The 21,489-nt window shown below is 67.1% G+C and carries 14 protein-coding genes; 4 read left to right on the plus strand and 10 right to left on the minus strand.

Features of this window, described 5'->3' with window-relative positions:
* Positions 1-18 precede the first annotated feature (18 nt).
* Together WJ16_RS34910 and WJ16_RS34915 are read right to left on the minus strand one after the other, a co-directional pair.
* Positions 19-5,091, minus strand: a complete 5,073-nt coding sequence (locus WJ16_RS34910; RefSeq protein ID WP_069258592.1) for a YadA-like family protein — start codon at positions 5,089-5,091, stop codon at positions 19-21.
* Between the two features lie 506 nt (positions 5,092-5,597).
* Complete coding sequence (locus WJ16_RS34915) at positions 5,598-5,849, minus strand: hypothetical protein (RefSeq protein ID WP_157126815.1); 252 nt, start codon at positions 5,847-5,849, stop codon at positions 5,598-5,600.
* A gap of 687 nt (positions 5,850-6,536) precedes the next feature.
* Between WJ16_RS34915 and WJ16_RS19000 the strand changes: the two genes are divergently transcribed.
* Both WJ16_RS19000 and WJ16_RS19005 read left to right on the plus strand, forming a co-directional pair.
* Positions 6,537-7,370 carry a response regulator transcription factor gene (locus WJ16_RS19000; protein WP_069258593.1) on the plus strand — a complete coding sequence of 278 codons (834 nt, stop codon included), beginning with the start codon at positions 6,537-6,539 and terminating at the stop codon, positions 7,368-7,370.
* Complete coding sequence (locus WJ16_RS19005) at positions 7,363-9,705, plus strand: sensor histidine kinase (RefSeq protein WP_069258811.1); 2,343 nt, start codon at positions 7,363-7,365, stop codon at positions 9,703-9,705. The genes WJ16_RS19000 and WJ16_RS19005 overlap by 8 nt, the downstream gene beginning before the upstream one ends.
* A gap of 48 nt (positions 9,706-9,753) precedes the next feature.
* On the opposite strand, the gene WJ16_RS19010 is transcribed toward WJ16_RS19005, so the two are convergent.
* From WJ16_RS19010 to WJ16_RS19030, 5 genes are read right to left on the minus strand one after another with little or no spacing between them, the layout of a single operon-like run.
* The gene (locus WJ16_RS19010) at positions 9,754-10,041 is read right to left on the minus strand and encodes a hypothetical protein (RefSeq protein WP_069258594.1); all 288 of its coding nucleotides are present in this window, start codon (positions 10,039-10,041) and stop codon (positions 9,754-9,756) included.
* A 29-nt stretch (positions 10,042-10,070) separates the two neighbouring features.
* Positions 10,071-11,162: a galactofuranose ABC transporter, permease protein YjfF gene (gene yjfF, locus WJ16_RS19015; RefSeq protein WP_069258595.1), complete on the minus strand. Its 1,092-nt coding sequence runs from the start codon at positions 11,160-11,162 to the stop codon at positions 10,071-10,073.
* Positions 11,159-12,199 carry an ABC transporter permease gene (locus WJ16_RS19020; RefSeq protein ID WP_069258596.1) on the minus strand — a complete coding sequence of 347 codons (1,041 nt, stop codon included), beginning with the start codon at positions 12,197-12,199 and terminating at the stop codon, positions 11,159-11,161. Before WJ16_RS19020 ends, yjfF begins: the two co-directional genes overlap by 4 nt.
* Complete coding sequence (locus tag WJ16_RS19025; protein ID WP_069258597.1) at positions 12,196-13,710, minus strand: sugar ABC transporter ATP-binding protein; 1,515 nt, start codon at positions 13,708-13,710, stop codon at positions 12,196-12,198. Before WJ16_RS19025 ends, WJ16_RS19020 begins: the two co-directional genes overlap by 4 nt.
* Positions 13,711-13,770: 60 nt before the next feature.
* Positions 13,771-14,733, minus strand: coding sequence for an ABC transporter substrate-binding protein (locus WJ16_RS19030; protein WP_069258598.1), 963 nt, complete (start codon positions 14,731-14,733; stop codon positions 13,771-13,773).
* A gap of 405 nt (positions 14,734-15,138) precedes the next feature.
* On the opposite strand from WJ16_RS19030, the gene WJ16_RS19035 reads away from it, so the two are divergent.
* Positions 15,139-16,209, plus strand: a complete 1,071-nt coding sequence (locus WJ16_RS19035) for a DNA topoisomerase IB (protein WP_236858247.1) — start codon at positions 15,139-15,141, stop codon at positions 16,207-16,209.
* A 269-nt stretch (positions 16,210-16,478) separates the two neighbouring features.
* Positions 16,479-17,948, plus strand: a complete 1,470-nt coding sequence (gene proP / locus WJ16_RS19040) for a glycine betaine/L-proline transporter ProP (RefSeq protein ID WP_069258599.1) — start codon at positions 16,479-16,481, stop codon at positions 17,946-17,948.
* 52 nt (positions 17,949-18,000) lie between these two features.
* Here proP and WJ16_RS19045 read toward each other — a convergent pair whose 3' ends face one another.
* The 3 genes from WJ16_RS19045 to WJ16_RS19055 all read right to left on the minus strand — a co-directional run bounded on the left by WJ16_RS19045 (position 18,001) and on the right by WJ16_RS19055 (position 21,443).
* On the minus strand, positions 18,001-18,993 hold the full coding sequence (locus tag WJ16_RS19045; RefSeq protein WP_069258600.1) for a LysR substrate-binding domain-containing protein: 993 nt from the start codon (positions 18,991-18,993) through the stop codon (positions 18,001-18,003).
* A 598-nt stretch (positions 18,994-19,591) separates the two neighbouring features.
* Positions 19,592-20,464 carry a ferritin family protein gene (locus tag WJ16_RS19050; RefSeq protein WP_069258601.1) on the minus strand — a complete coding sequence of 291 codons (873 nt, stop codon included), beginning with the start codon at positions 20,462-20,464 and terminating at the stop codon, positions 19,592-19,594.
* A 31-nt stretch (positions 20,465-20,495) separates the two neighbouring features.
* A complete protein-coding gene (locus tag WJ16_RS19055) occupies positions 20,496-21,443 on the minus strand; it encodes a fatty acid desaturase family protein (protein WP_069258602.1) in 948 nt (315 codons plus the stop codon).
* Positions 21,444-21,489: the final 46 nt, after the last annotated feature.

Genomic DNA, 21,489 nt, shown 5'->3' on the forward strand with positions numbered 1-21,489 from the left:
ACGAACCGCTGCGCGCGATCACTTCCACTGATACAGCATGCCCGCGCCGACGACGCGCTGGCTGCCGGCGAAACCGCCGTTCACCGTCGCCTTCAGGTTCTCCGTGATGCGTGCCTGCATGCCGACCGCCATGGCCTTCTGGCCCTGGAACGTCGCCGTGCCGACCCCCATCGCGAAGTTCGAATCGCGGTCCATGTGCGGAATCGACGCCATGGCGGCGGTGGCCGCGATCCCTTCACGTGCCATCGAATCGGTCTGCTGGATCTGCTGCTGCATCTGCGTGAGCTGATTGTTGACCGTGTTCAGCGACTGCGTGAACTGGTTCGACACCGCATTCAGCTGATTGACGTTCACCGCGTCGTTGCCTTGCGTGCCGGCCGCGACGTTGGCGACCTGCCGCGGCGAATCCGCCGAGCCGACCGCGACCACGTTCGACCGGCCGCCGTCGTTGCTGCCCGCGCCGAGTGCGGTCGAATTGTTGCCCGACGCGGTCGAGCCGACGCCGATCGCGGTCGAGCCGTTACCGGACGCCGTCGACGCGTTGCCGACCGCCGTGCTGTTCGAGCCCGATGCCACCGAGCCCGAGCCGCCCGCCGACGAGTTCGCCCCGGCCACCACCGGCGCCACGTTCGTGCCGGTCGGATGGGTCGAATACGAGCCGTTCGCCGTGCGCTGGTCGATCAGCGTCGTCAGCTGGTTCGCGACCGAGTCGAGCTGCGACACGTTCACCGCATCCGTGCCGCTCTTGCCTGCCGCGAGGCCGGTGATCTGCCGGTTGCCGACGTTCACTTCGCCCGCGGACGATTGCGGGCTGGTCAGGCCGTACGCGATGTAGTTCGTCAGTGCGCCGACCGTCGTCAGCGAACCCGCGCCGAGCGCGACGCTGTTCGCGAACGTCGACGACGCGCCGGCCCCGAGCGCGAGCGCATCGGTCGCGGTGCTGCGCGCGCCGGAACCGAGCGCGACGCTGCCCACGCTGACCGCCGCCGCGTTGGCGCCCTGTGCGACCGACTGCGCGCCGGTCGCCGTCGCGCCGCTGCCGAGCGCGATCGCGTCGGCTTGCGCGGAACTCGCCGCCTGACCGATCGCGATGCCGCCGGGCGCGGTCTGATCGACGATCGCGCCGTTGCCGATGCCCACGCCGTTGTCGCCGTTCACGACCGTCGTCGGCCCGACCGCGACCGATTCCGCGCCGACCGCGAGCGAATCCGCCGCCGTCGAGTTCGCATGGAAGTATTTCTGCGGCGTGACCGCGAACGACTGCAATGCGCCGGTCAGCTGCCGCACCGTCACCGCGTCGTGTTGCCCGGTGCCGTCCGCGAGATTGGTGATCTGGCGGTAGGTCTTGCCCGTCGCATCGCCGAGCGACACCGCGCCGAGCAGCTTCTCGTCGGTCGTATCGAACGGAATCGACGCGCTGCCGTTGCGCAGGAATCCGGACGACTGCACGATCGGCCGATCGGACACCGAACCCGAGCCGAGCGCGATGCTGCCGTCCACGCGCGCGATCGCATTCGGGCCGATCGCCACGCTGTCGACACCGAGCGCCTGGCTGTCCGGTGCGGTCGAGTTCGCGTGGAAATACTTGATGCCGTTCGCGTTGATGTTGTCGATCGCCGAACCGACGTTGTGGTTGATCGTCGTCGAGCCGTCGCTGTTGTACGTCACGTACGACGGCGCTGAAATCGCGCCGGTCGTCGGATCGTAGGTGGCCCCGCCGCCGATCGCGCCCGCCGTGCTGTTGCCGAGATTGGTGTTGTTGTTCGCGATCGAGCTGAGGCCGGTGGACAGCGAACCGATGCTGGTCGACGTGGCGGTCGACAACGACGTGACGTTGCTGTTCGTCGCGCTCAGGCCGGTGGACAGCGAGCCGATGCCCGTCGACGTGGACGTCGACAGCGACGTCACCATGCTGTTCGTCGAACTCAGGCCGGTGGACAGCGAGCTGATTCCGGTCGACGTGGATGTCGACAGCGACGTCACCGTGCTGTTCGTCGAGCTCAGGCCGGTGGACAGCGAGCTGATGCCGGTCGACGTCGACGTGGACAGCGACGTCACCGTGCTGTTGGTCGAACTCAAGCCGGTGGACAACGAGCTGATTCCGGTCGATGTGGACGTGGACAACGACGTGATCGCACTGTTGGCCGACGACAGACCGGTGGACGTGGACGTCGACAACGACGTCACCGCGCTGTTCGTCGAGCTCAAGCCGGTGGACAACGACCCGATCCCCGTCGACGTGGACGTGGACAACGACGTGATCGCGCTGTTGGCCGACGACAGACCGGTGGACGTGGACGTCGACAGCGAGGTTACCGTGCTGTTCGTCGAACTCAGGCCCGTGGACAACGAACTGATCCCCGTCGATGTGGACGTGGACAACGACGTGATCGCGCTATTGGCCGACGACAGACCGGTGGATGTCGACGTCGACAGCGACGTCACCGCGCTGTTGGTCGAACTCAGGCCCGTGGACAACGAGCCGATCCCCGTCGACGTCGATGTGGACAGCGACGTGATCGCGCTATTGGCCGACGACAGACCCGTCGACGTAGACGTCGACAACGACGTCACCGAGCTGTTCGTCGAACTCAGCCCCGTGGACAGCGAGCCGATCCCTGTCGACGTCGATGTCGACAGCGACGTGATCGCACTGTTGGCCGACGACAGACCGGTCGACGTGGACGTCGACAACGACGTCACCGTGCTGTTGGTCGAACTCAGGCCCGTGGACAACGACCCGATCCCCGTCGACGTCGACGTGGACAACGACGTGATCGCGCTATTGGCCGACGACAGACCGGTGGACGTGGACGTCGACAGCGAGGTGACGGCGCTATTGGTCGAACTCAGCCCCGTGGACAACGAGCCGATCCCCGTCGACGTCGACGTGGACAACGACGTGATCGCGCTATTGGCCGACGACAGACCGGTGGACGTGGACGTCGACAGCGAGGTGACGGCGCTATTGGTCGAACTCAGCCCCGTGGACAACGAGCCGATCCCCGTCGACGTGGACGTCGACAACGACGTGATGCTGGACTGCGTCGACGTCGACAGCGACGTCACCGCCTGATTCGTCGCATCGAGCTGCGAGCCGTTGATCGCATCCGTGCTCGACGAACTGATCCGCCCCGCGGCGACGTTGGTGATCTGGCGCTCGTGGCCCGCCGCGCCGACGCTGACGACGCTGGTCGGATTGACGCCGTTGAACGTGTACGTGACGCCGCCGATGGTGCCGGTCGAGGTCGGATTCGGCGCAGCCGTCACCGACCCGGAGCCGAGCGCGACGTCGCCGGCGCTGGTCGCCGCTGTCGCGCCGTCGCCCAACGCGATATTGCCGGCGATGCCCGCCGCGCCCGCCGTCGATCCGTTGCCCAGCGCGACGCTGCCCTGACCGATCGCCTTGTTGTTGTTGCCGATCGCCACCGCGCCATTGGCCTGATTGGAGACCGTCGCGGATGCTGCGCCGTCGCTGTTGGCGATGTTGTTCGCGCCGCCCGTGAACGCCCCCGTGCCGCTGGCGTAACTCGGATCGCCGATCGCCACCGCACCATTGCCGACGGCGGTGTTGCCCGCGCCGATCGACACCGCCGTGCCGCCCGTGGCGGTGGCGCCCGTGCCGATCGCCACGGCGTTGCCCGCATCGGCGACGGCGCTGCTGCCCATCGCGATCGCGTTGGCGGCCGACGCATTGGCGGCATCGCCGATCGCCACGGCGGCGTTGCCGGTCGCGGCCGCGGTCGCGCCGAATGCGGACGAGAACTGCCCGGTCGCCTGGCTGCCGGCACCGACCGCGGTCGCGCGATAGGTCGGTGTGCCGGTGTTGTTGCCCGCGTTCGACGAAGCGCCGATGGCGACACTGCCGTCGTCGGTCGCCGAAGCAGCCGCCCCCAGCGCGACCGTGTTCGTCGCGGCGGACGTGGCCTGCGTGCCCAGCGCGATCGCGTTGGCGCCGGTCGCCTTGCTCGAGGTGCCTGCCGCGAACGCGTTGGTCTGCGATGCCGTCGCGCTGGCGCCCAGCGCGGTCCCCGCTGCGCCGGTGGCGAGCGCGAGATTGCCGAACGCAAGGCCGAACTGCTGCGTCGCGCTCGATTGCACGCCCATCGCGATCGAACTGACGCCCGATCCAACGGTGTTCACGCCGAACGCAATCGCATTGTTGGCGGTGGCCGTCGTATTCGAGCCCATCGCGATCGAACTGGAGCCGAGCGACTGCGTGCCCGAACCCGGCACGCCGGCGGTGCCGCCCCAGCCGATCGCGATCGACGACGTGCCCTTCGCGCCGCTGTTGACGCCCATCGCCACACCCGAATTTCCGGAGGCCAGCGCGCCGCTGCCCACCGCAACGCCGGCCGCGCCCGAACTCGTCGACTGGTTGCCGAGCGCAACCGAGCCCGTGTTGGTCGCATTCGACGCATAGCCGAGCGACACGCTTTGCGCCCCGACCGCGCTCGCCCCGAGACCGAGCGCGGCCGCATACTGGCCGGACGCCAGCGCGTTGTTGCCGAGCCCGACGGCCGAAACGCCGGTCGCGGCCGCGCCGCTGCCCATCGCCACCGCGCCGGTTTGGGTCGCGCTCGACAGATTGCCGACGGCAACCGAGAAAGAGCCGCTGCTGATTGCCTGCACGCCCAGCGCCGCGCTGTTGAAGCCGGTCGCCTGCGAGTTGATGCCGATGGCCGTCCCGCCATCGGCCATCGCACGCGCGCCGGGGCCGATCGCCGTGGACGACTGGCCCGCCGCGGTCGACAGGTTGCCGTAGGAGGTCGCATTCACCTGCGACGCGACGGAACCGTTGCCGATCGCGGTCGAACTTGCGCCGCCGGTCGCGGAGCCGCCGCCCGCCGAATATTGCGCATGCGCGCCGGCCTGGAACAGCCCGAGATACGCGGCCGCCATCATCACGACGAGCCGCCTGGGCGACAGCGCCGCCTGCGTTGAAAGGCCCGCGACGGCGCCCGCGTCCGCCGCATGCGCGGCCGCGCTTCTCGACGACGCGACCCGCTTGCCGCGCGCACGATCGAGCTCCGACGCCGCGACCCACGCGCCCAGTGCTTCGTTCCAGATCGACTTGAACGACTTGTTCATCTTGTTTTCCCTCGGTTCACATGTGCTGGATGACGCAACAGCGAACGCGACCGGGCAAAGACTGTCTCCGTCTCCGTTTTCACCCGCCTCGCGACGCTCCGCAACCTACTTCGGACTTCTAAATTGACTGCCGAGCAGTTCTGCACGGCGCACGCGACACACGTCGCAAGCACACGACCGCACGACGACGATCGCGGTTTATCGATTCATGGAAGCCGGGTGCCCGGATCGGGCGGCACGCTGCGCGCCGTTCCGGGAACGCGCGCGGACACCCGCCCCGTCGCGCGTGACGCGCGGGCGACCTCGAATCTCATGAGATTGCGTCGTTCAGACGCCGGATGGACGGACGTCGCGCCGAACCGGCGCGCCGCCCGCGTAGTGTCATTCGGGGGGAGGATGACGCCGCATGCCCCCCGGAGCCGACGCATGCGCCGCCGGATCGCGGCCGCTGACAGCCGACACCGGTTCGGGCGAACCGGCGCTTTGATCTGCCATGCTTTCGATATTCATGTTTTTCGTGCCCCGCCTGAATCGAGAGTGCATTTCGCGCAATCGCCGTCCGGAAAATCGTACCGCCCGGCAATCGACGCGAACCACTCACCCTTTCCATCCTCGCGTACGCGTTCCATTCCGGATTTCCGGAATGGAACGCGACTGCCGGATGACCCCTGCACTGAATTACCCTGCTGACTTTCTTTGACTATTTCTTGTTGCCTGATGTGCCAGAATTGCATCGTCATCCATGCTTCGTCGGTCATTTTTCATATCAGATCATTCGACGAACGATGGAACCCGAATTACCTCGTGCCAACCTGCATTGCAATCGCTGCTTTCCAGAAGGTTTAGACTGCCAGCATCCAATGTCACATTGAATACCGCATTCTCGAAAAGACGGCGGCAACAGAAAATTTCGCGCGGAACCGGCCGGTACCCAAGAACCGATTCCATCCGCGTCGCGCCAAGTGTGCCGGGCTTCTCCGGATCGAACCTTTTCCGAAGCGGACAAATTGTTTTCTGGAGCGGAAGTTATTTACATTCATACGATTCGCCGTCGCCCTCCTCGATAAATGTGAAAGTAGTTTTAACCGGATATAAATAAAATCTTAATCTCCGGCAAAACGAATTGACGAAATCGATGAATTCCTGCACCGATCACATTTCTACAAAAAGAACGCCAATTCATCATCCGGGCCAATTTCATGGCCGTGTCATTTGATCGGCAATAAAGGCCGGTATTTAATATCGAATCCGGAATTTTTTGCCGACTCCTTTTCCGCCGTCCGGGGAAGCGATCGCCACCGGATCGTCGCGCTGTCAAACATGTCCATACGCGCCGCACGGAATCCCACCGTCGGGGTCTTTGTCGACTTATAATTTTTTGCAACAATCGCGCACAACGATGCAGCGAGTCCGCCCCCCGGCCTACCCCCTCAGCCTTCGCAACCATGTCATCCCGCTCGTCCAGTTCGGCGTTGCCTCGCGCCACACCGGATCTCGCTGGCGCACACATTCTCGTCGTAGACGACCGCCCGAACGACCTGCGGCTCCTGACGGAAATCCTGCGTGTCGCGCAGTGCCGGATCAGCGTCGCATTCGACGGCCTGCAGGCCTATCACCGCGCGCAGGCTATCGCGCCCGACCTGATCCTGATGGATGTGAGGATGCCGCGCATGGACGGTTTCGCCGCGTGCCGGCTGCTGGCGTCCACGCCGTCGACGCAGAACATTCCCGTCATCATCCTGACGGCCGCGGGCGATCTCGAGGACCGGATCGCGGGGCTCGAAACGGGCGCGCTCGACTACATCGTGAAGCCGTTCGAACCGGCCGAGGTGATCGCCCGCATCCGCAACCACCTGAAGCGCGCGCGGCGCAGCCCGCCGTTCGCGCACCTGCCCGAACTGCCCGATCACCCCGACGCCGCGCTGGTGCGCGCGGCCAGCGAGATCCTGCTGCGCGAGCTGCGCCATCCGCCGGCGCTCGACGAACTCGCGCGGCAGGTCGGCACGCACGAGAAGCGACTGTCCCGCGTGTTCCGCGATCACCTGGGCCAGTCCGTGTTCGAATATCTGCGCGATACGCGGCTGCGGGCGGCGAAGCACTTTCTCGCGGAAACGTCGATGGGCATCGGCGACATCGCCGAGGAGATCGGCTTTTCGACGCCGGGCAATTTCGCGACCGCGTTTCGCGAACGTTTCGGCATCACGCCGTCCGACTGGCGGCGGCAGCGCCCGACACCCGACGCGCCGCCGCCGTCGCATGAACACCCGCGCGATGCATAGGCGTCGCGCATCCGGCTGGCTCGCCATCCTGCCGCTGCTGGTGGCACTGGTGGCCGCGCGCGCGGCGCCCCGCGTCGACGCGACGGCACCCTCCGCGCAAACCGCGCGCGTGGAAGCGGTGTCGATCGTCGAGGATCCGGGCGCGGCGATGTCCGCCGGCGACGTGGCCGCGCGGCTCGAACGCTCGCGCCGCGACGCCCCCGCGGCAGCGGAACCGGCTTTCAACGTCGAGTTTTCCCGCTCGGCGTGGTGGGTGGGCGCGACGCTCGCCAATCTCGACACCGTCGAGCGCGCGCTGGTGCTCGCGATTCGCGACGCACGCGTCGACCGCGCGGACTTCTATGTCGATCGCGGCGGCGCGTGGACGCTCGCCGGCCGATTCCCGGCGGAGGGCGGCAACGCGAATCCGCCGGTCTCCCGCTATCCGGTGCTCGACGCGACGCTACGAGCGGGCGAACGGCTGCCCGTGCTGATCCGCATCACGTCGCGCAAGGAAATGCGGCTCGAACCGACCGCGTTCACCCGCGATGCGTGGAACGCACACGAACTGCGCGCCGCGATGTGGAACTTCGGCTTCTTCGGCGGCCTGCTCGCGCTCGTGTGGTGCGCGCTGCTGATCGGGTTCTTTTCGCGCAGCCGCCTGTTCGTCGTGCTCGCGGCGCTGGCCCTGAGCACGACGCTGTTCGAGGCGACTTACCGCGGCTATACCGTGATGTATCTGTGGCCCGGCGCCTACGCGTGGTCGGCGCGCGGCGAAGTGATCTTCGCGTATCTGGCGATCGCGTGCTTCATCGTCTTCATCCTGATGATTGCGCGCCGCGAGAAGGCCGGCATGCCGATGCGCACGGTCTACGTCGCGTTCCTCGCACTCGAATGCGTCGGCATGACCGGCGCGGCATTCGGCGACCTGCTGACGTTCACGTGGTTCTGCCTGCGGCTGAACACGGCGCTGGGGTTCGTGAACATCGGCCTCGCGCTGATGCTCGTGATCCGCCGCACGCCGACGAGCCGCGTGATGCTGCTCGCCGTCACGTTCGCGAGCTTCAACATCCTGCTGCGGATGCTCGACGGCATGAGCGCGACGCCGGCGTGGCTGCTCTGGCTGAAATCCGATTTCTATCCGAACCCCGTCATCGCCATCGTCGGCCTCGCGACGCACCTGCTGGTGCTGGCCGCATGGATCGACCACGTGGGCCGCCAGCGCACCGAGGCGCGCAAGCGGCTCGAACACTGGCAGCTCACCGAGCAGGATCGCCTGCGCGACGAAGTCGCGCGGCGCACGGTGGCGCTCAACGACGCGTTGCAGCAGTCGAAGACGCACATGCTGCAGAAGATCGAGACGCTCGGCTATGTCAGCCACGACCTGCGCGCGCCGCTGTCGACGATCAACGGCTACGCGAAGTTGCTGCTGCAAGGCGCGACGCGCAGCCAGGCGCGGCTGATCCGGTCGATCGACCGCAGCATCCGCTACCAGCTCACGCTGATCGACGAATTGCTCGCGTTCACGAAGGCCGAACTCCAGCCGCTCGGCGTCGCGCCCGACCGCACCGACCTGCCTGCGCTGCTGGACGACATCGGCCACTACGCGGTCGCGCTGTGCGCGCAGCAGGACAACCGGTTCGTCTACCGGCCCCTCACGGCGCTGCCGCGTACGGTGCTGATCGACGGCATCCGGTTGCAGCAGGTGCTGCTGAACCTGCTGTCCAATGCATCGAAATTCACGCGCGACGGCACGGTCACGCTGTCGGTGCATGCATCGCGCGACAGCGACGACACGTGGCGCCTGCTGTTCGAGGTCGCCGATACGGGCATCGGAATCGACATCACCGCGACCACCGACATCTTCCGCGCGTACCAGCAGGTGCAGGCCGTCAACGGCGGCACCGGGCTCGGCCTGTTCATCGCGCAGCGCATCGTCGCCGCGATGGGCGGCGAGCTGGCCGTCACCAGCCAGCCGGGCGTCGGCACCTCGTTCTCGTTCCCGGTCGTCGCGCCCGCCCTCGGCCATGCGCTCGCGCCGGCGTCGGGGCTTATCAGGCGGTTTCAGCCCGACGGCGACGTGCCGGAGATCGTCGTGCCCGCGATGCGCTGCCCGAGCGCCGACGCGCTCGCCGAGCTGATCGTGCTCGCCGGCGAAGGCCGGCTGACCGATATCGAGGAATGGCTCGGCCGGTATGCGGACGAGCCGGACCATGCGCCGTTCGTGCGGACGATGCGCGAGCACCTCGATGCGCTCGACCTGCCCGCGATCGAAAAACTGGCCGGTTCGCTCAAGCGGACGCGCGTGCCGGACGAATTGTTCGACACCGAGGCGGACGCGGCCGGGCGGGCCTGACGGCACGGGAACGGGCACACGCACACACCGGCGTGCGCGCGCTGTCGATCACGCCACCTCGTCTCGCGCGCGATGCCGCTCGGCCCGCTCGACGACGCGGGCCAAGCGCATGATGTCGGTCAACCCGAATTCGCCGGCATCCTGGCGCGGGCGGCCCTGCTCGTCGGCCACGCGAATCGCGAACGCCAGCGCTTCCGAGCGTTCGCGCAGCAGCGCCCGCAATGCATCGGCCCCGATCCGGCGATCGCGCGCGTCGCCCAGATCGAGCAGCGGCCGCCGGCCGGGCTCGGCGGCGGACACGTGGGCCGCGGCCGCCGTCACGTTCTCGCGCGTCATCCCGCTCTCGTCGCGCCAGCCGGTTGGTGTCACGACGACCGCCGCATCGACGAGACCAGTGCGACGTCTTCCTCGGGCGGTGCGGGCCGCACGGGTGCGGCATCGCGTGCCGGCCGCCGCGCGCCGAGCCCCGTGCCGCCGGCGCGGCGCCGCGTCGCGTGCCGCTCGATGACCCGTTGCAGCACGCAGAACACGCACAGCAGCGCGCCGATCACGATCCGCGTCCACCACGAACTCAGCGTGCCGTCGAACGTGATCAGCACCTGGATCGTGCCGAGGATGCCGACGCCGAACACCGAACCGATCACGTAGCCCACGCCGCCCGTCAGCAGCGTGCCGCCGATCACGGTCGCGGCGATCGCGTCGAGCTCCATGCCCTGCGCCTGCAGCCCGTAACCCGACAGCACGTACAGCGTGAACACCACGCCGCCGAGCGCCGAACAGAAGCCGCTCAGCGCATAGACGCCGATTTTCGTGCGCGCGACCGGCAGCCCCATCAGCAGCGCCGAGCGTTCGTTGCCGCCGACCGCATACACGTTGCGGCCGAAGCGCGTGAAATGCGCGACGTAGATCGCGACGGCCAGCGTCGCGAGCGCGATCAGCGCGCCCGCGCTCAGCATGCCGCCGCCGACCGGCACGCTGATGCCGGCAATCGCATGGAACGCCGGCTCGTTGATCGTGATCGACTGCGTCGTGATCAGGAAACAGGCGCCGCGCGCGAGAAACATCCCGGCGAGCGTGACGATGAACGGCTGCAGCCGGAAGTAGTGGATCAGTGCGCCCATCGCCGCGCCGTACAGCGCGCCGAACGCGAGCACCAGCGGCACGATCACCCACACGGGCCAGTGCAGCCGCTCGGCGCCGACCGCGCAGAAGATCGTCGTCAGCGCGACGACGGAGCCCACCGACAGGTCGATGCCGCCCGATACGATCACGAACGTCATCCCGATCGCGACGATCAGCAGGAACGCGTTGTCGACGAGCAGCCCGGTCAGCACCTGCATCGAGAAAAAGCCCGTGTACATCACGGACCCGAAGCCGAACAGCGCGACGAACAGCACGATCGTCACGACGATCGGCAGCGTGCGCGGGTCGGCAAGGCGGCCAAGGAAACGGGTCATCTCGGCGTCGCTCCGGTAGTGGCGCGCGAACGCGCGGAAGGCAGCAGCCGCGACGCGTGCCGGACCAGCAGCGCACGCGCCGCGTCCGACTGGATCAGCGTCACGACGATCACGACGACCGCCTTGACGACGAGCGTCGCCTCCGGCGGCACGCCGATCGAATAGGTCGTGTAGGTGAGCGTCTGGATGATCAGCGCGCCGAGCACCGAGCCCGCGAGGCTGAAGCGGCCGCCGAGCAGCGACGTGCCGCCGAGCGTCACCGCGAGGATCGCGTCGAGTTCGAGCAGCAGCCCCGCGTTGTTGCCGTCCGCGCTGCGCACGTTCGAGCTCGCGAGGATGCCGGCGAGCGCCGACATCACGCCGCAACACAGATACACGCCGAACACGACCGCGCCCGAGCGCAGCCCGACGAGCCGCGTCGCAACCGGATTCACGCCGATCGCACGAATGAACAGCCCGAGCGCCGTGCGGTTCACCAGCAGCGCCGTCGCGGCGATCGTCGCGAGCGCGATCCACACCGCGCAGGGCACGGTCGCGACATAACCGCCGCCGAGCATCAGGTAGCCCGGCGCGCCGATCGGGATGATCTGGCCGCCCGTCAGCAGTTGCGCGACGCCGCGCCCGGCCACCATCAGGATCAGCGTCGCGATGATCGGCTGCATCCCGACGAACGCGACGAGCAGCCCGTTCCACGCGCCGGCCAGCAGCCCGACGCCGAGCGCGGCGGCCAGCGCGGCGCCGACCCGAGACGGGTCCGCATCGAGCACGATCGCGGCCGCCGCGCCGGCGATCGCGACGATCGCGCCGACCGAGATGTCGATCCCGCGCGTCGCGATCACGAGCGTCATGCCGAGCGACACGATCACGAGCGGCGCCGCGCGATTGAGGATGTCGATCGGCGCGCCGAACAGGTGGCCGTCGAGCAGCGCGATCGACAGGAAGCCCGGGCGATGCGCGACGTCCAGCGCAAACAGCAGCGCGAGCGTCAGCAGCGGCCACGCGAGCGAATGACGAAACAGCATGCGCAACCGCATCATGGCCGGCCTCCCGCGATCAATTGGTAAACCTGCTCCTCGGACGCATCGGCGCCCGACAATTCCGCGACCTTGCGGCGGTCGCGCAGCACCGCGATCCGGTGGCTCACGCGCACCACCTCGCTGATCTCGGACGAGATGAACAGGATCGCGAGCCCCTGCGCGCACAGCGCGAGCACGCGCTCCATGATGTCGAACTTCGCGGCGACGTCGATGCCGCGCGTCGGCTCGTCGAGGATCAGCAGCTTCGGTTCCGTCGCGAGCCAGCGTGCGAGCAGCACCTTCTGCTGGTTGCCGCCGGACAGCAGCCCGATCGGCTGCTCCGCGTCGCGCGCCTTGATGCCGAGCCGCGCGATGTAGTCGTCGGCGAGCGCACGCTGGCGCGCGCGGCCGATCAGCCGCCACCAGCCGCGCCGGGCCTGCAGCGCGAGCACGATGTTCTCGCGGATCGACAGCGCGGCGACGATGCCCTCCTTCTTGCGATCCTCCGGGCAGTACGCGATGCCGTTGCGGACCGCGTCGTGCGGCGACGCGAGCCGCGCGCGGGCGCCGTCGATCTCGATCGCGCCGGTGTCGCCGCGCTCGGCCGCGAAGGCCAGCCGCGCGGTCTCCGTGCGCCCCGAGCCGAGCAACCCGGCCAGCCCGACGATCTCGCCGGGCCGCACGTCGAGGTCGAGCGGGCTGATCATCCCGCGCCGGCCGACCTGCTGCATCGACAGGAACGGCGCGGCCGCACCGACGTCGCGCCGCACGGCCGCCGCGCCGGCCTGCAGCGTGCCGGACATCGGCTCGCGGCCGGTCATCTTCGCGACCAGCGCATCGACCGGCAAATCGCGCGCGAGGTACTCGCCTTCGCGCTCGCCGTTGCGCATCACGGTGATCCGGTCGGACACCGCATAGGTCTGTTCGAGAAAGTGCGTGACGAACAGGATCGCGATGCCCGACGCCTTCAGCCGGCGCAGCACGTCGAACAGCCGCGCGACTTCACCGTCGTCGAGGCTCGACGTCGGTTCGTCGAGGATCAGCACGCGCGCATCGACCGACACCGCGCGCGCAATCGCGACCATCTGCTGCACGGCGATCGGATACGCGTCGAGCGAGCGCGTGACGTCGAGCGACAGGTCGAGTTCGGCGAGCGCCGCGCGTGCGCGCGCATGGATCGCCTTCCAGTCGATCGCGCCGCGCCGCATCGGCTGCCGGCCCGCGAAGATGTTCTCGGCGACCGACAGGTTCGCGCACAGGTTCACTTCCTGATAGAGCGTCTGGATCCCCGCCGCCTCGGCCTCACGCGGCGCGGCGAAGCGCACCGGCCGGCCGCCGACGCGAATCTCGCCCGCATCGTGCGCATGCACGCCGGTGAGCACGTTGATCAGCGTCGACTTGCCGGCGCCGTTCTGGCCCATCAGCGCGTGGATCTCGCCCGGAAACAGCCGGAAGTCCACGCGTTGCAACGCGTTGACACCCGGAAACGCCTTGTCGATACCGATCATCTCGACCACCGGCGAACTCTCCATGCCTCCTCCGTCGAAGCGTCGCCTGGCGGCGGCTGCCGTGCCGCCGTCCACGCGAACAGGTCAGTACTTCCGGGTCGGCAGCACCTGCGCCGCGACGTTCATCGGGAACACGGTCTCGTTCGTCACGATGCGCTTGGGCAGCGGCTTGCCGGCGACGACGTCCTTCACCGCGCTCATCAGCTGCGGGCCGAGCAGCGGGCTGCATTCGACGTCGACGTTGATCTTGCCGGCGACCATCGCCTGGAAGCCGCCCTTCGTCGCGTCGAACGACACGACGCTCACGTCCTTGCCGGGCTTGATCCCCGCTTCCTCCATCGCCTGGATCGCGCCGAGCGCCATGTCGTCGTTGTGTGCATAGACGACGTTGATCTGCTTGCCGTAGGTCTTCGCGAACGCTTCCATCACCTGCTTGCCGCCGGCCAGCGTGAAGTCGCCGCTCTGCGACGCGATCACCTTGAATTTAGGATTGCTCTTGATCACTTCGAGCAGGCCCGCCCGGCGATCGTTGGCCGGCGCGGAACCGACCGTGCCCTGCAGCTCGACGATGTTGATCGGGCCCGGGTCGTTCTTGTAACGCTCTTCCATCCAGTGGCCCGCGCGCCGCCCTTCCTCGAGGAAGTCGGAGCCGATCATCGTCACGTACAGCGACGGGTCCTTCACGTCGACCGCGCGGTCGGTCAGGATCACCGGGATGTGCGCGGCCTTCGCTTCGGTCAGCACCGGCTCCCAGCCCGATTCGACGACCGGCGAAAACGCGATCACGTCGACCTTCTGCGCAATGAACGAGCGGATCGCGCGGATCTGGTTTTCCTGCTTCTGCTGCGCATCCGAGAATTTCAGGTTGATGCCGGCGTCCTTGGCCGCGCTTTTCACCGACACGGTGTTCGCGGTGCGCCACGCGCTTTCCGCGCCGACCTGCGAGAACCCGAGCGTGATCGGCTTCTGCTGCGCGTGCGCGCCGCCTGCCAGCACCGTCGCCGCGGCGACGAGCGTGCCGGCCGCGAGCTTCCTGATGAATGTCATGGTCCGTCTCCGATGATGTCGTTGTCTGCCGCGGCGCTGTTGTGTTTCTGCGTGGCGCGGACGCGGGTCGGGGCTATGCACCGGCCGCGGGCTTCGCGCCGGCCCGGTCTGTAGACCCCGCATCAGTCTAGAAACAAGTCCGATAACCTTCTAATGAAATATTGGATTGAGGCGATATCGGATTCGGCATACGTATAAACACCTAAACACAGGGCGAAGCCCGCGGGGCGGGGATTGCGGCCTCGGGCAACCGCTTCCGTCGCCGGCGCACGAATCTTGCTCGCGCAGGACACAACCGCTCGCGACCCGAAGCGGCCCGCCCGCAAAAAGGAGAACGACGATGCCCGCCGCACGCGAGCGCAGATCGCTGCGCACATCCCCCTTGGCCGAACGTCGCACTGCAGCATGAAAAAACACGCGTCCACCGCCGCGCCGCCGCGGACCCGGGCGGGCCAGCCCGGCCCGCAGGCGGCTGCGGCGCTGCGCCACGTCGACGATAGCCGCCCCGGCTACACGCGCCGCCGCCTGCGCAATGGCTTCGCGTACTACCGGCAGGACGGTTCACGGATCCGCGACGCCGACGAAATCGCCCGGATCAACGCGCTCGCGATCCCGCCCGCCTATACCGACGTGTGGATCTGCATGGATCCGCTCGGCCACCTGCAGGCGACGGGCCGCGACGCGCGCGGGCGCAAGCAGTACCGCTACCACCCGCAGTGGCGGGCGACGCGCGACGCGAACAAGTACGCGCGGATGGCGGCCTTCGCACGCGCGCTACCGCGTATCCGCGCCCGCGTCGCGCGCGATCTCGCGTTGCCGGGCATGCCGCGCGACAAGATCGTCGCGACGATCGTCCGCCTGCTCGACACGACGCTCGCCCGGATCGGCAATGCGGAATACGCGCGCGACAACGCGTCGTACGGATTGACCACGCTGCGCAAGCGTCACGTGAAGCTCCGAGCCGGCCAGGTGCGCCTGCGCTTCGCCGGCAAGAGCGGCATCGAGCACGACGTGACGGTCGACGACGCCCGGGTCGCGCGGATCGTACGGCGCTGCGCCGAGCTACCCGGCCACGAGCTGTTCCAGTATGTCGACGACGACGGCGCGCGCCACGCGGTCGGCTCGTCCGACGTGAACGACTACCTGCGCGCGGCAAGCGGCACCGATTTCACCGCGAAGGATTACCGGACGTGGGCCGGCAGCGTGCATGCGCTCGCGTTGCTGCGGCGCGCGCCGCATCGCGGCGTCACGCACGCGCGCAAGCAGATCGTCGAGACCGTGCGCGCGGTGGCCGACCTGCTGCGCAACACGCCGGCCGTGTGCCGGCGCTGCTACATTCATCCGGCGGTGCTCGACGCGTTCGAAGCGGGCATGCTGGCGACGCTCGCGGTGATGCGCACGCCGCGCGGGCTGCGCGTGGACGAAGCGGCGTTCGTGGCGTTGCTCGCGTCCGCGAGCCGCCGCGCGGCAAAATGACCGTCCACGCCGCGCCTGCGTCGACGGCGCGCAATCGGCGCCGCTCCCGCGCGTGTCGTTTACCACCGGGTTCCAGGCGCATGACCGATAGCCGCTCGTCCCCGATTCTCTAAACTGGTTCGCACCACATACCTGACCGGTGTCGTCCGCCGCGCGCGTCACGCCACCGGCATCGACGCATCCGAGACATCCGCCTTCGCCGCCCCCGACGCGACCGCCCTTTCGCATTCGCGCCCGGCCGGCTGCCCAGGCCATTCCAGGAGAGTTCATTGAGCCCGTCGCAAGCGCACCCCGCGAAAGCCCGGTCTTCGCGCCAGTCCGTCAAGCTGGACGACATCACGATCGTCGACCCCGCCGTCCTCAAGCGCGCGGTCGGCGCCATGGCCATCGGCAATGCGATGGAATGGTTCGACTTCGGCGTCTACAGCTACATCGCCGTCACGCTCGGCAAGGTGTTCTTCCCGTCCAGCAGCCCGTCCGCGCAGTTGCTCGCCACCTTCGGCACGTTCGCGGCCGCGTTCCTCGTGCGCCCGCTCGGCGGCATGGTGTTCGGCCCGCTCGGCGACCGCATCGGCCGCCAGCGCGTGCTCGCCGCCACGATGATCATGATGGCCGCCGGCACGTTCGCGATCGGCCTGATCCCGAGCTACGCGTCGATCGGCATCATGGCGCCGGTACTGCTGCTCGTCGCGCGGCTCGTGCAGGGCTTCTCGACCGGCGGCGAATACGGCGGCGCAGCCACCTTCATCGCCGAATTCGCAACCGACAGGCGCCGCGGCTTCATGGGCAGCTTCCTCGAGTTCGGCACGCTGATCGGCTATACGCTCGGCGCGGCCACGGTCGCGCTGTTGACGGCCACGCTGTCGCAGGAAGCGCTGCTGTCGTGGGGCTGGCGCGTACCGTTCTTCATCGCCGGCCCGCTCGGTCTCGTGGGCCTCTATGTCCGGCTGAAACTCGAGGAAACGCCCGCGTTCAAGAAGGAGGCCGAAGCACGCGAAGCGGACGAACGCACGCGGCCGAAGCAGCGCTTCGCGACGCTGCTCGCCGAACAGTGGAAGCCGCTGCTGCAATGCGTCGGCCTCGTGCTGATCTTCAACGTGACCGACTACATGGCGCTGTCGTACCTGCCGAGCTACCTGTCGGCGACGCTGCACTTTCGCGAATCGCACGGCCTGTTCCTCGTGCTGCTCGTGATGGTGCTGATGATGCCGATGACGCTCTATGCCGGGCACCTGTCGGACCAGGTCGGCCGCAAGCCTGTGATGATGGCCGGCTGCGTGGGCCTGCTCGTGCTCGCGGTGCCGGCGCTGATGCTGATCCGCACCGGCGGCATGCTGCCGGTGTTCGGCGGGATGCTGATCTACGGCGTCCTGCTGTCGACGTTCACCGGCGTGATGCCGTCGGCGCTGCCCGCGCTGTTCCCCACGCGAATCCGCTACGGCGCGCTCGCGATCGGCTTCAACGTGTCGGTGTCGCTGTTCGGCGGCACGACGCCGCTCGTCACCGCATGGCTCGTCGATCGCACTGGCGACCTGATGATGCCCGCGTACTACCTGATGGGCGCATCGTTCATCGGCATCGTGTCGGTGCTCGCGCTGCGCGAGACCGCACGCCAGCCGCTGCCCGGCTCGGCGCCGTGCGTGGCGAGCCGCGCGGAAGCGCTGAGCCTCGTTCGCGGCAGCGCCGACGACGCACGCGGGCGGAACCGCAAGTTCACGCCGGTCAGCGAACGGGTGTGATGCCGGTACTCATCGGCGGGCGCGACACCTTCGCCGCGACGGCGCGCCCGTGCTACCCGACGCGCAACATCGGCAGCACGTTGCTGCCCGCCGCTTCCTGGCCCGACGCGAGCGGATGATCCGCCTGTTCGAGCAGCCAGTTGGTCAGCACCGCGATATCGAACTCGTTGCACGCATCCGGGTTCTGCACGAGCACGTAGCTGCCCGATGCGACCGTGCAGTGCGGGAACAGCTCTACGAGCCGGCCCTGCTTCAGCAGCCCGTCGACCAGCGGCCGCCGCCCGATCGCGATGCCGTGGCCGTCGACCGCCGCCTGCACCAGCTGGTCGTACTGGCTGAAATGCAGCGCGCCGGCCGGCCGCAGGCGCGGCACGCCGAGTTCCTTCAGCAGATGGCTCCAGCCGTGCCACGGCCACTCGCCGCGCGGATCGTCGAGATGCAGCAGCACGTGCTTGTCGAGATCCGCCGGCTTCATCGACGCGGCGTCGCCTGTCGCCGCCAGCAGGCTCGGGCTGCACACCGCCACGACACGTTCGCGAAACAATACGTCGGTATCGTCCGTCGACGTATACGGCCCTGCATATCGCACGGCCAGGTGCAAACGTTTGCGTTTAAGATCTTCAATTTCGCTGGTGGCCGACACGCGCACGTCGATGTCGGGATAGCTCGCGCGGAACGAGCCGAGGCGCGGAATCAGCCACAGCGCCGCGAACGAGACCGTGGTCGACAACGAGATCGAACGCTGGCCCACGCTCGACGACAGCTTGCCGATCACCGATTCCAGGTCGGACAGCGCGAACGAGATCGCGTCGTACAGCTCACGCCCCTTGTCGGTCAGCGTCAGCGAACGAATGTGCCGGTGAAAGAGCTCGATCCGGAGCTGCTCCTCGAGCGCCTTGACTTGCCGACTCACGGCGGATTGCGTGACGTTCAGTTCCTGCCCGGCACGCGTAAAGCTCAAATGACGCGCCGCGCATTCGAAGCCTCTCAGGAAATCCAGCGAAGGCATACTTCTCAATCGCTTTGCCAATCTCACATTAGCCATACCGCCGCCTCAAAGTTGCACCCACCAGGCAAATCGCCGCTCGTCTCCCTGAATCGTCCCTCCTATTTGGATTCGGAAACGATTTTATATTGAAGCATGGATGCGGATCATTCTTATTTTCAATCGTGACACTTGTATTTATCTATCGATTTTCATCGGCACGATATGCTTACATTGGCATTATGAAGTTGTGATTTTGTAAATAAATGCGTGGCGTGAATGATCGCGATGATGATCGACAACGGCGCGTTAAAACAGAGGATTTCGGGCGCAAATCGACGCTGCGACGTCTGTTTCGACGTTGTAACGGCGCTATTCGACGATACCTACAATACAATTTCAATTCCCCGACAAATATTTTAACTTCCCGGATTGCGAAAAGAAACCACGCGCCAACGCACTCGCGCATTGCAATTCAAATCCGTAAACTCATGTTTATGAAAATATACTAAACGCATGAAATTGAATTGCATCGTGCAATTCCCGTAAATTGACGAATCAATTGTTTCCGGCATTGCTTATTCGGTCGACCGTATCGGCGACCTGAATGCATGCATCTGGAATCGGTTCCTTCATTGCTGGACAGCACGCATATCAACTATGCGCTGTCCACTACGCCGTCCGCCACGCACTGGGATCGCGCGGTCACCTCGCGGCGGTAGCGATTCAATTCCTGCGCGGTCGCGAACGTGCGCTCGAACAGGATCGACAGGTTGTGCAGGATGCGTTCGACGACCTTCTTTTCCCACTCGCCGTCGAAGCGGATCTGCTCGTCGAGCCAGCGCTCGAGCCACTCCGGATCGGGCAGGCGCGACTGCACGGTGTCGCGCGGGAACAGCGCCTGGTTCACGTGCAGGTTGGTCGGGTGCAGCGGCTTCTCGGTGCGGCGCGCCGACGCCATCAGCACGCCGATCTTCGCGAACGCCGCACGCGCGACGTCGCCGCAGTCGTTCAATGCCTTCTTCATATAGCGCAGGTATGCGCCGCCATGGCGCGCTTCATCGCGCGAGATCGTTTCGTAGATCTGCTTGATGACCGGCTCGGTGTGCCAGTCGGCCGCGCAGCGGTACCAGTGGTTCAGGCGGATTTCGCCGCAGAAGTGCAGCATCAGCGTTTCGAGCGGCGGCGCCGGGTCGAACTCGAAGCGCACCGCGTGCAGTTCCGCTTCGGTCGGCACCATTTCCGGCTTGAAGCGGCGCAGGTATTCCATCAGCACGAGCGAATGCTTCTGCTCTTCGAAGAACCACACGCTCATGAACGCGGAGAAATCGCTGTCGTGCCGGTTGTCGCGCAGGAACATCTCCGTCGCGGGCAACGCCGACCACTCGGTGATCGCGTTCATCCTGATCGTCTCGGCCTGCTCGTCGGTGAGCCGCGCGGCGTCGAACCTGTCCCACGGAATGTCCTTCTCCATGTCCCAGCGCACCGCTTCCAGCGATCTGAATAATTCCGGATAGAGCATCGTCGTCACCGTCGTTCAAGGGCGTTCGCGCACGTCGCGGTCATGCCGATTGCGTAGACGCCGGCGCCGCCGCTTCGGCGTCGGGCACACGGTCGTCCGCGTCGTCGTCCACCGTGCGCGGCGACAGCCGGCCGCGCAGCAGCGCGGAATAGAACTGCCGGTACGTGCGGTGGTAATAGCGGATGCGCGGCGCGATCGCGCCGTGCAGGTCGTGCAGCCGCTCGATCGGCAGGTTCGGCATCATGTGATGCTCGACGTGATAGTTGTTGCCGTTCGTGAACCACGTCATGAATGCGTTGCTCTCGATCGTCCGCGTGTTACGGAACGGGTCGGTGCTCGTCAGGTCGCAGCGGTAATGCTCGGGCATCTCGACCAGCGCATGCACGGGCGCGGCCACGAACACGAGCGGCACGACCCACACCCATACGGCGAACCACGTGTGCAGCGCGACCGACGCGCCGGCCAGCAGCGCGATCGCCGCGACCATCAGCAGGTGATCGCGGCGGATCGCACGCGACACGAGCGGGTTGTCGCCGAAGCGCGCCCCCGGCACGACGAGTTTCGCGACGTTCTTCGCGAACTGGAGATAGTGCGCGGCCATCGACAGCCGCCACGCCCACAGGCCGAGATTGACGACCGGGCTCGCGCCGTACTGGTCGCCGTAGTCGAAGAACTCCTTGTTCTCGGGCGTGCCGAGCAGCCGGTGATGGCGCAGGTGGCTGTCCTGGTATGCATGGAACGACACGAGCATCGGCATGCCGAGCAGCACGCCGAACACGATGTTCAGCCGCTTGCTCCGGAACCCCTGGTAGTGCAGCGCCTGATGCTGCAGCTCGACGCCGTGCGCATACATCGCACCGATCAGCAGGATACCGAAGATCTTCAGGATCACATACGTCGACAGCGCGAACAGCATCCCGTGCGCGATGAGCGCGACGTAGACCGCCAGCTTCAGCGAGAAGACGACGCCGCTCGGACGGCTCTTCATGTCTGCAACCGGTTTCTGGCGGGCGACAAGCGATGAGGTGACGGAC

The sequence above is a fragment of the Burkholderia metallica genome, from assembly GCF_001718555.1.
Classification (GTDB): domain Bacteria; phylum Pseudomonadota; class Gammaproteobacteria; order Burkholderiales; family Burkholderiaceae; genus Burkholderia; species Burkholderia metallica.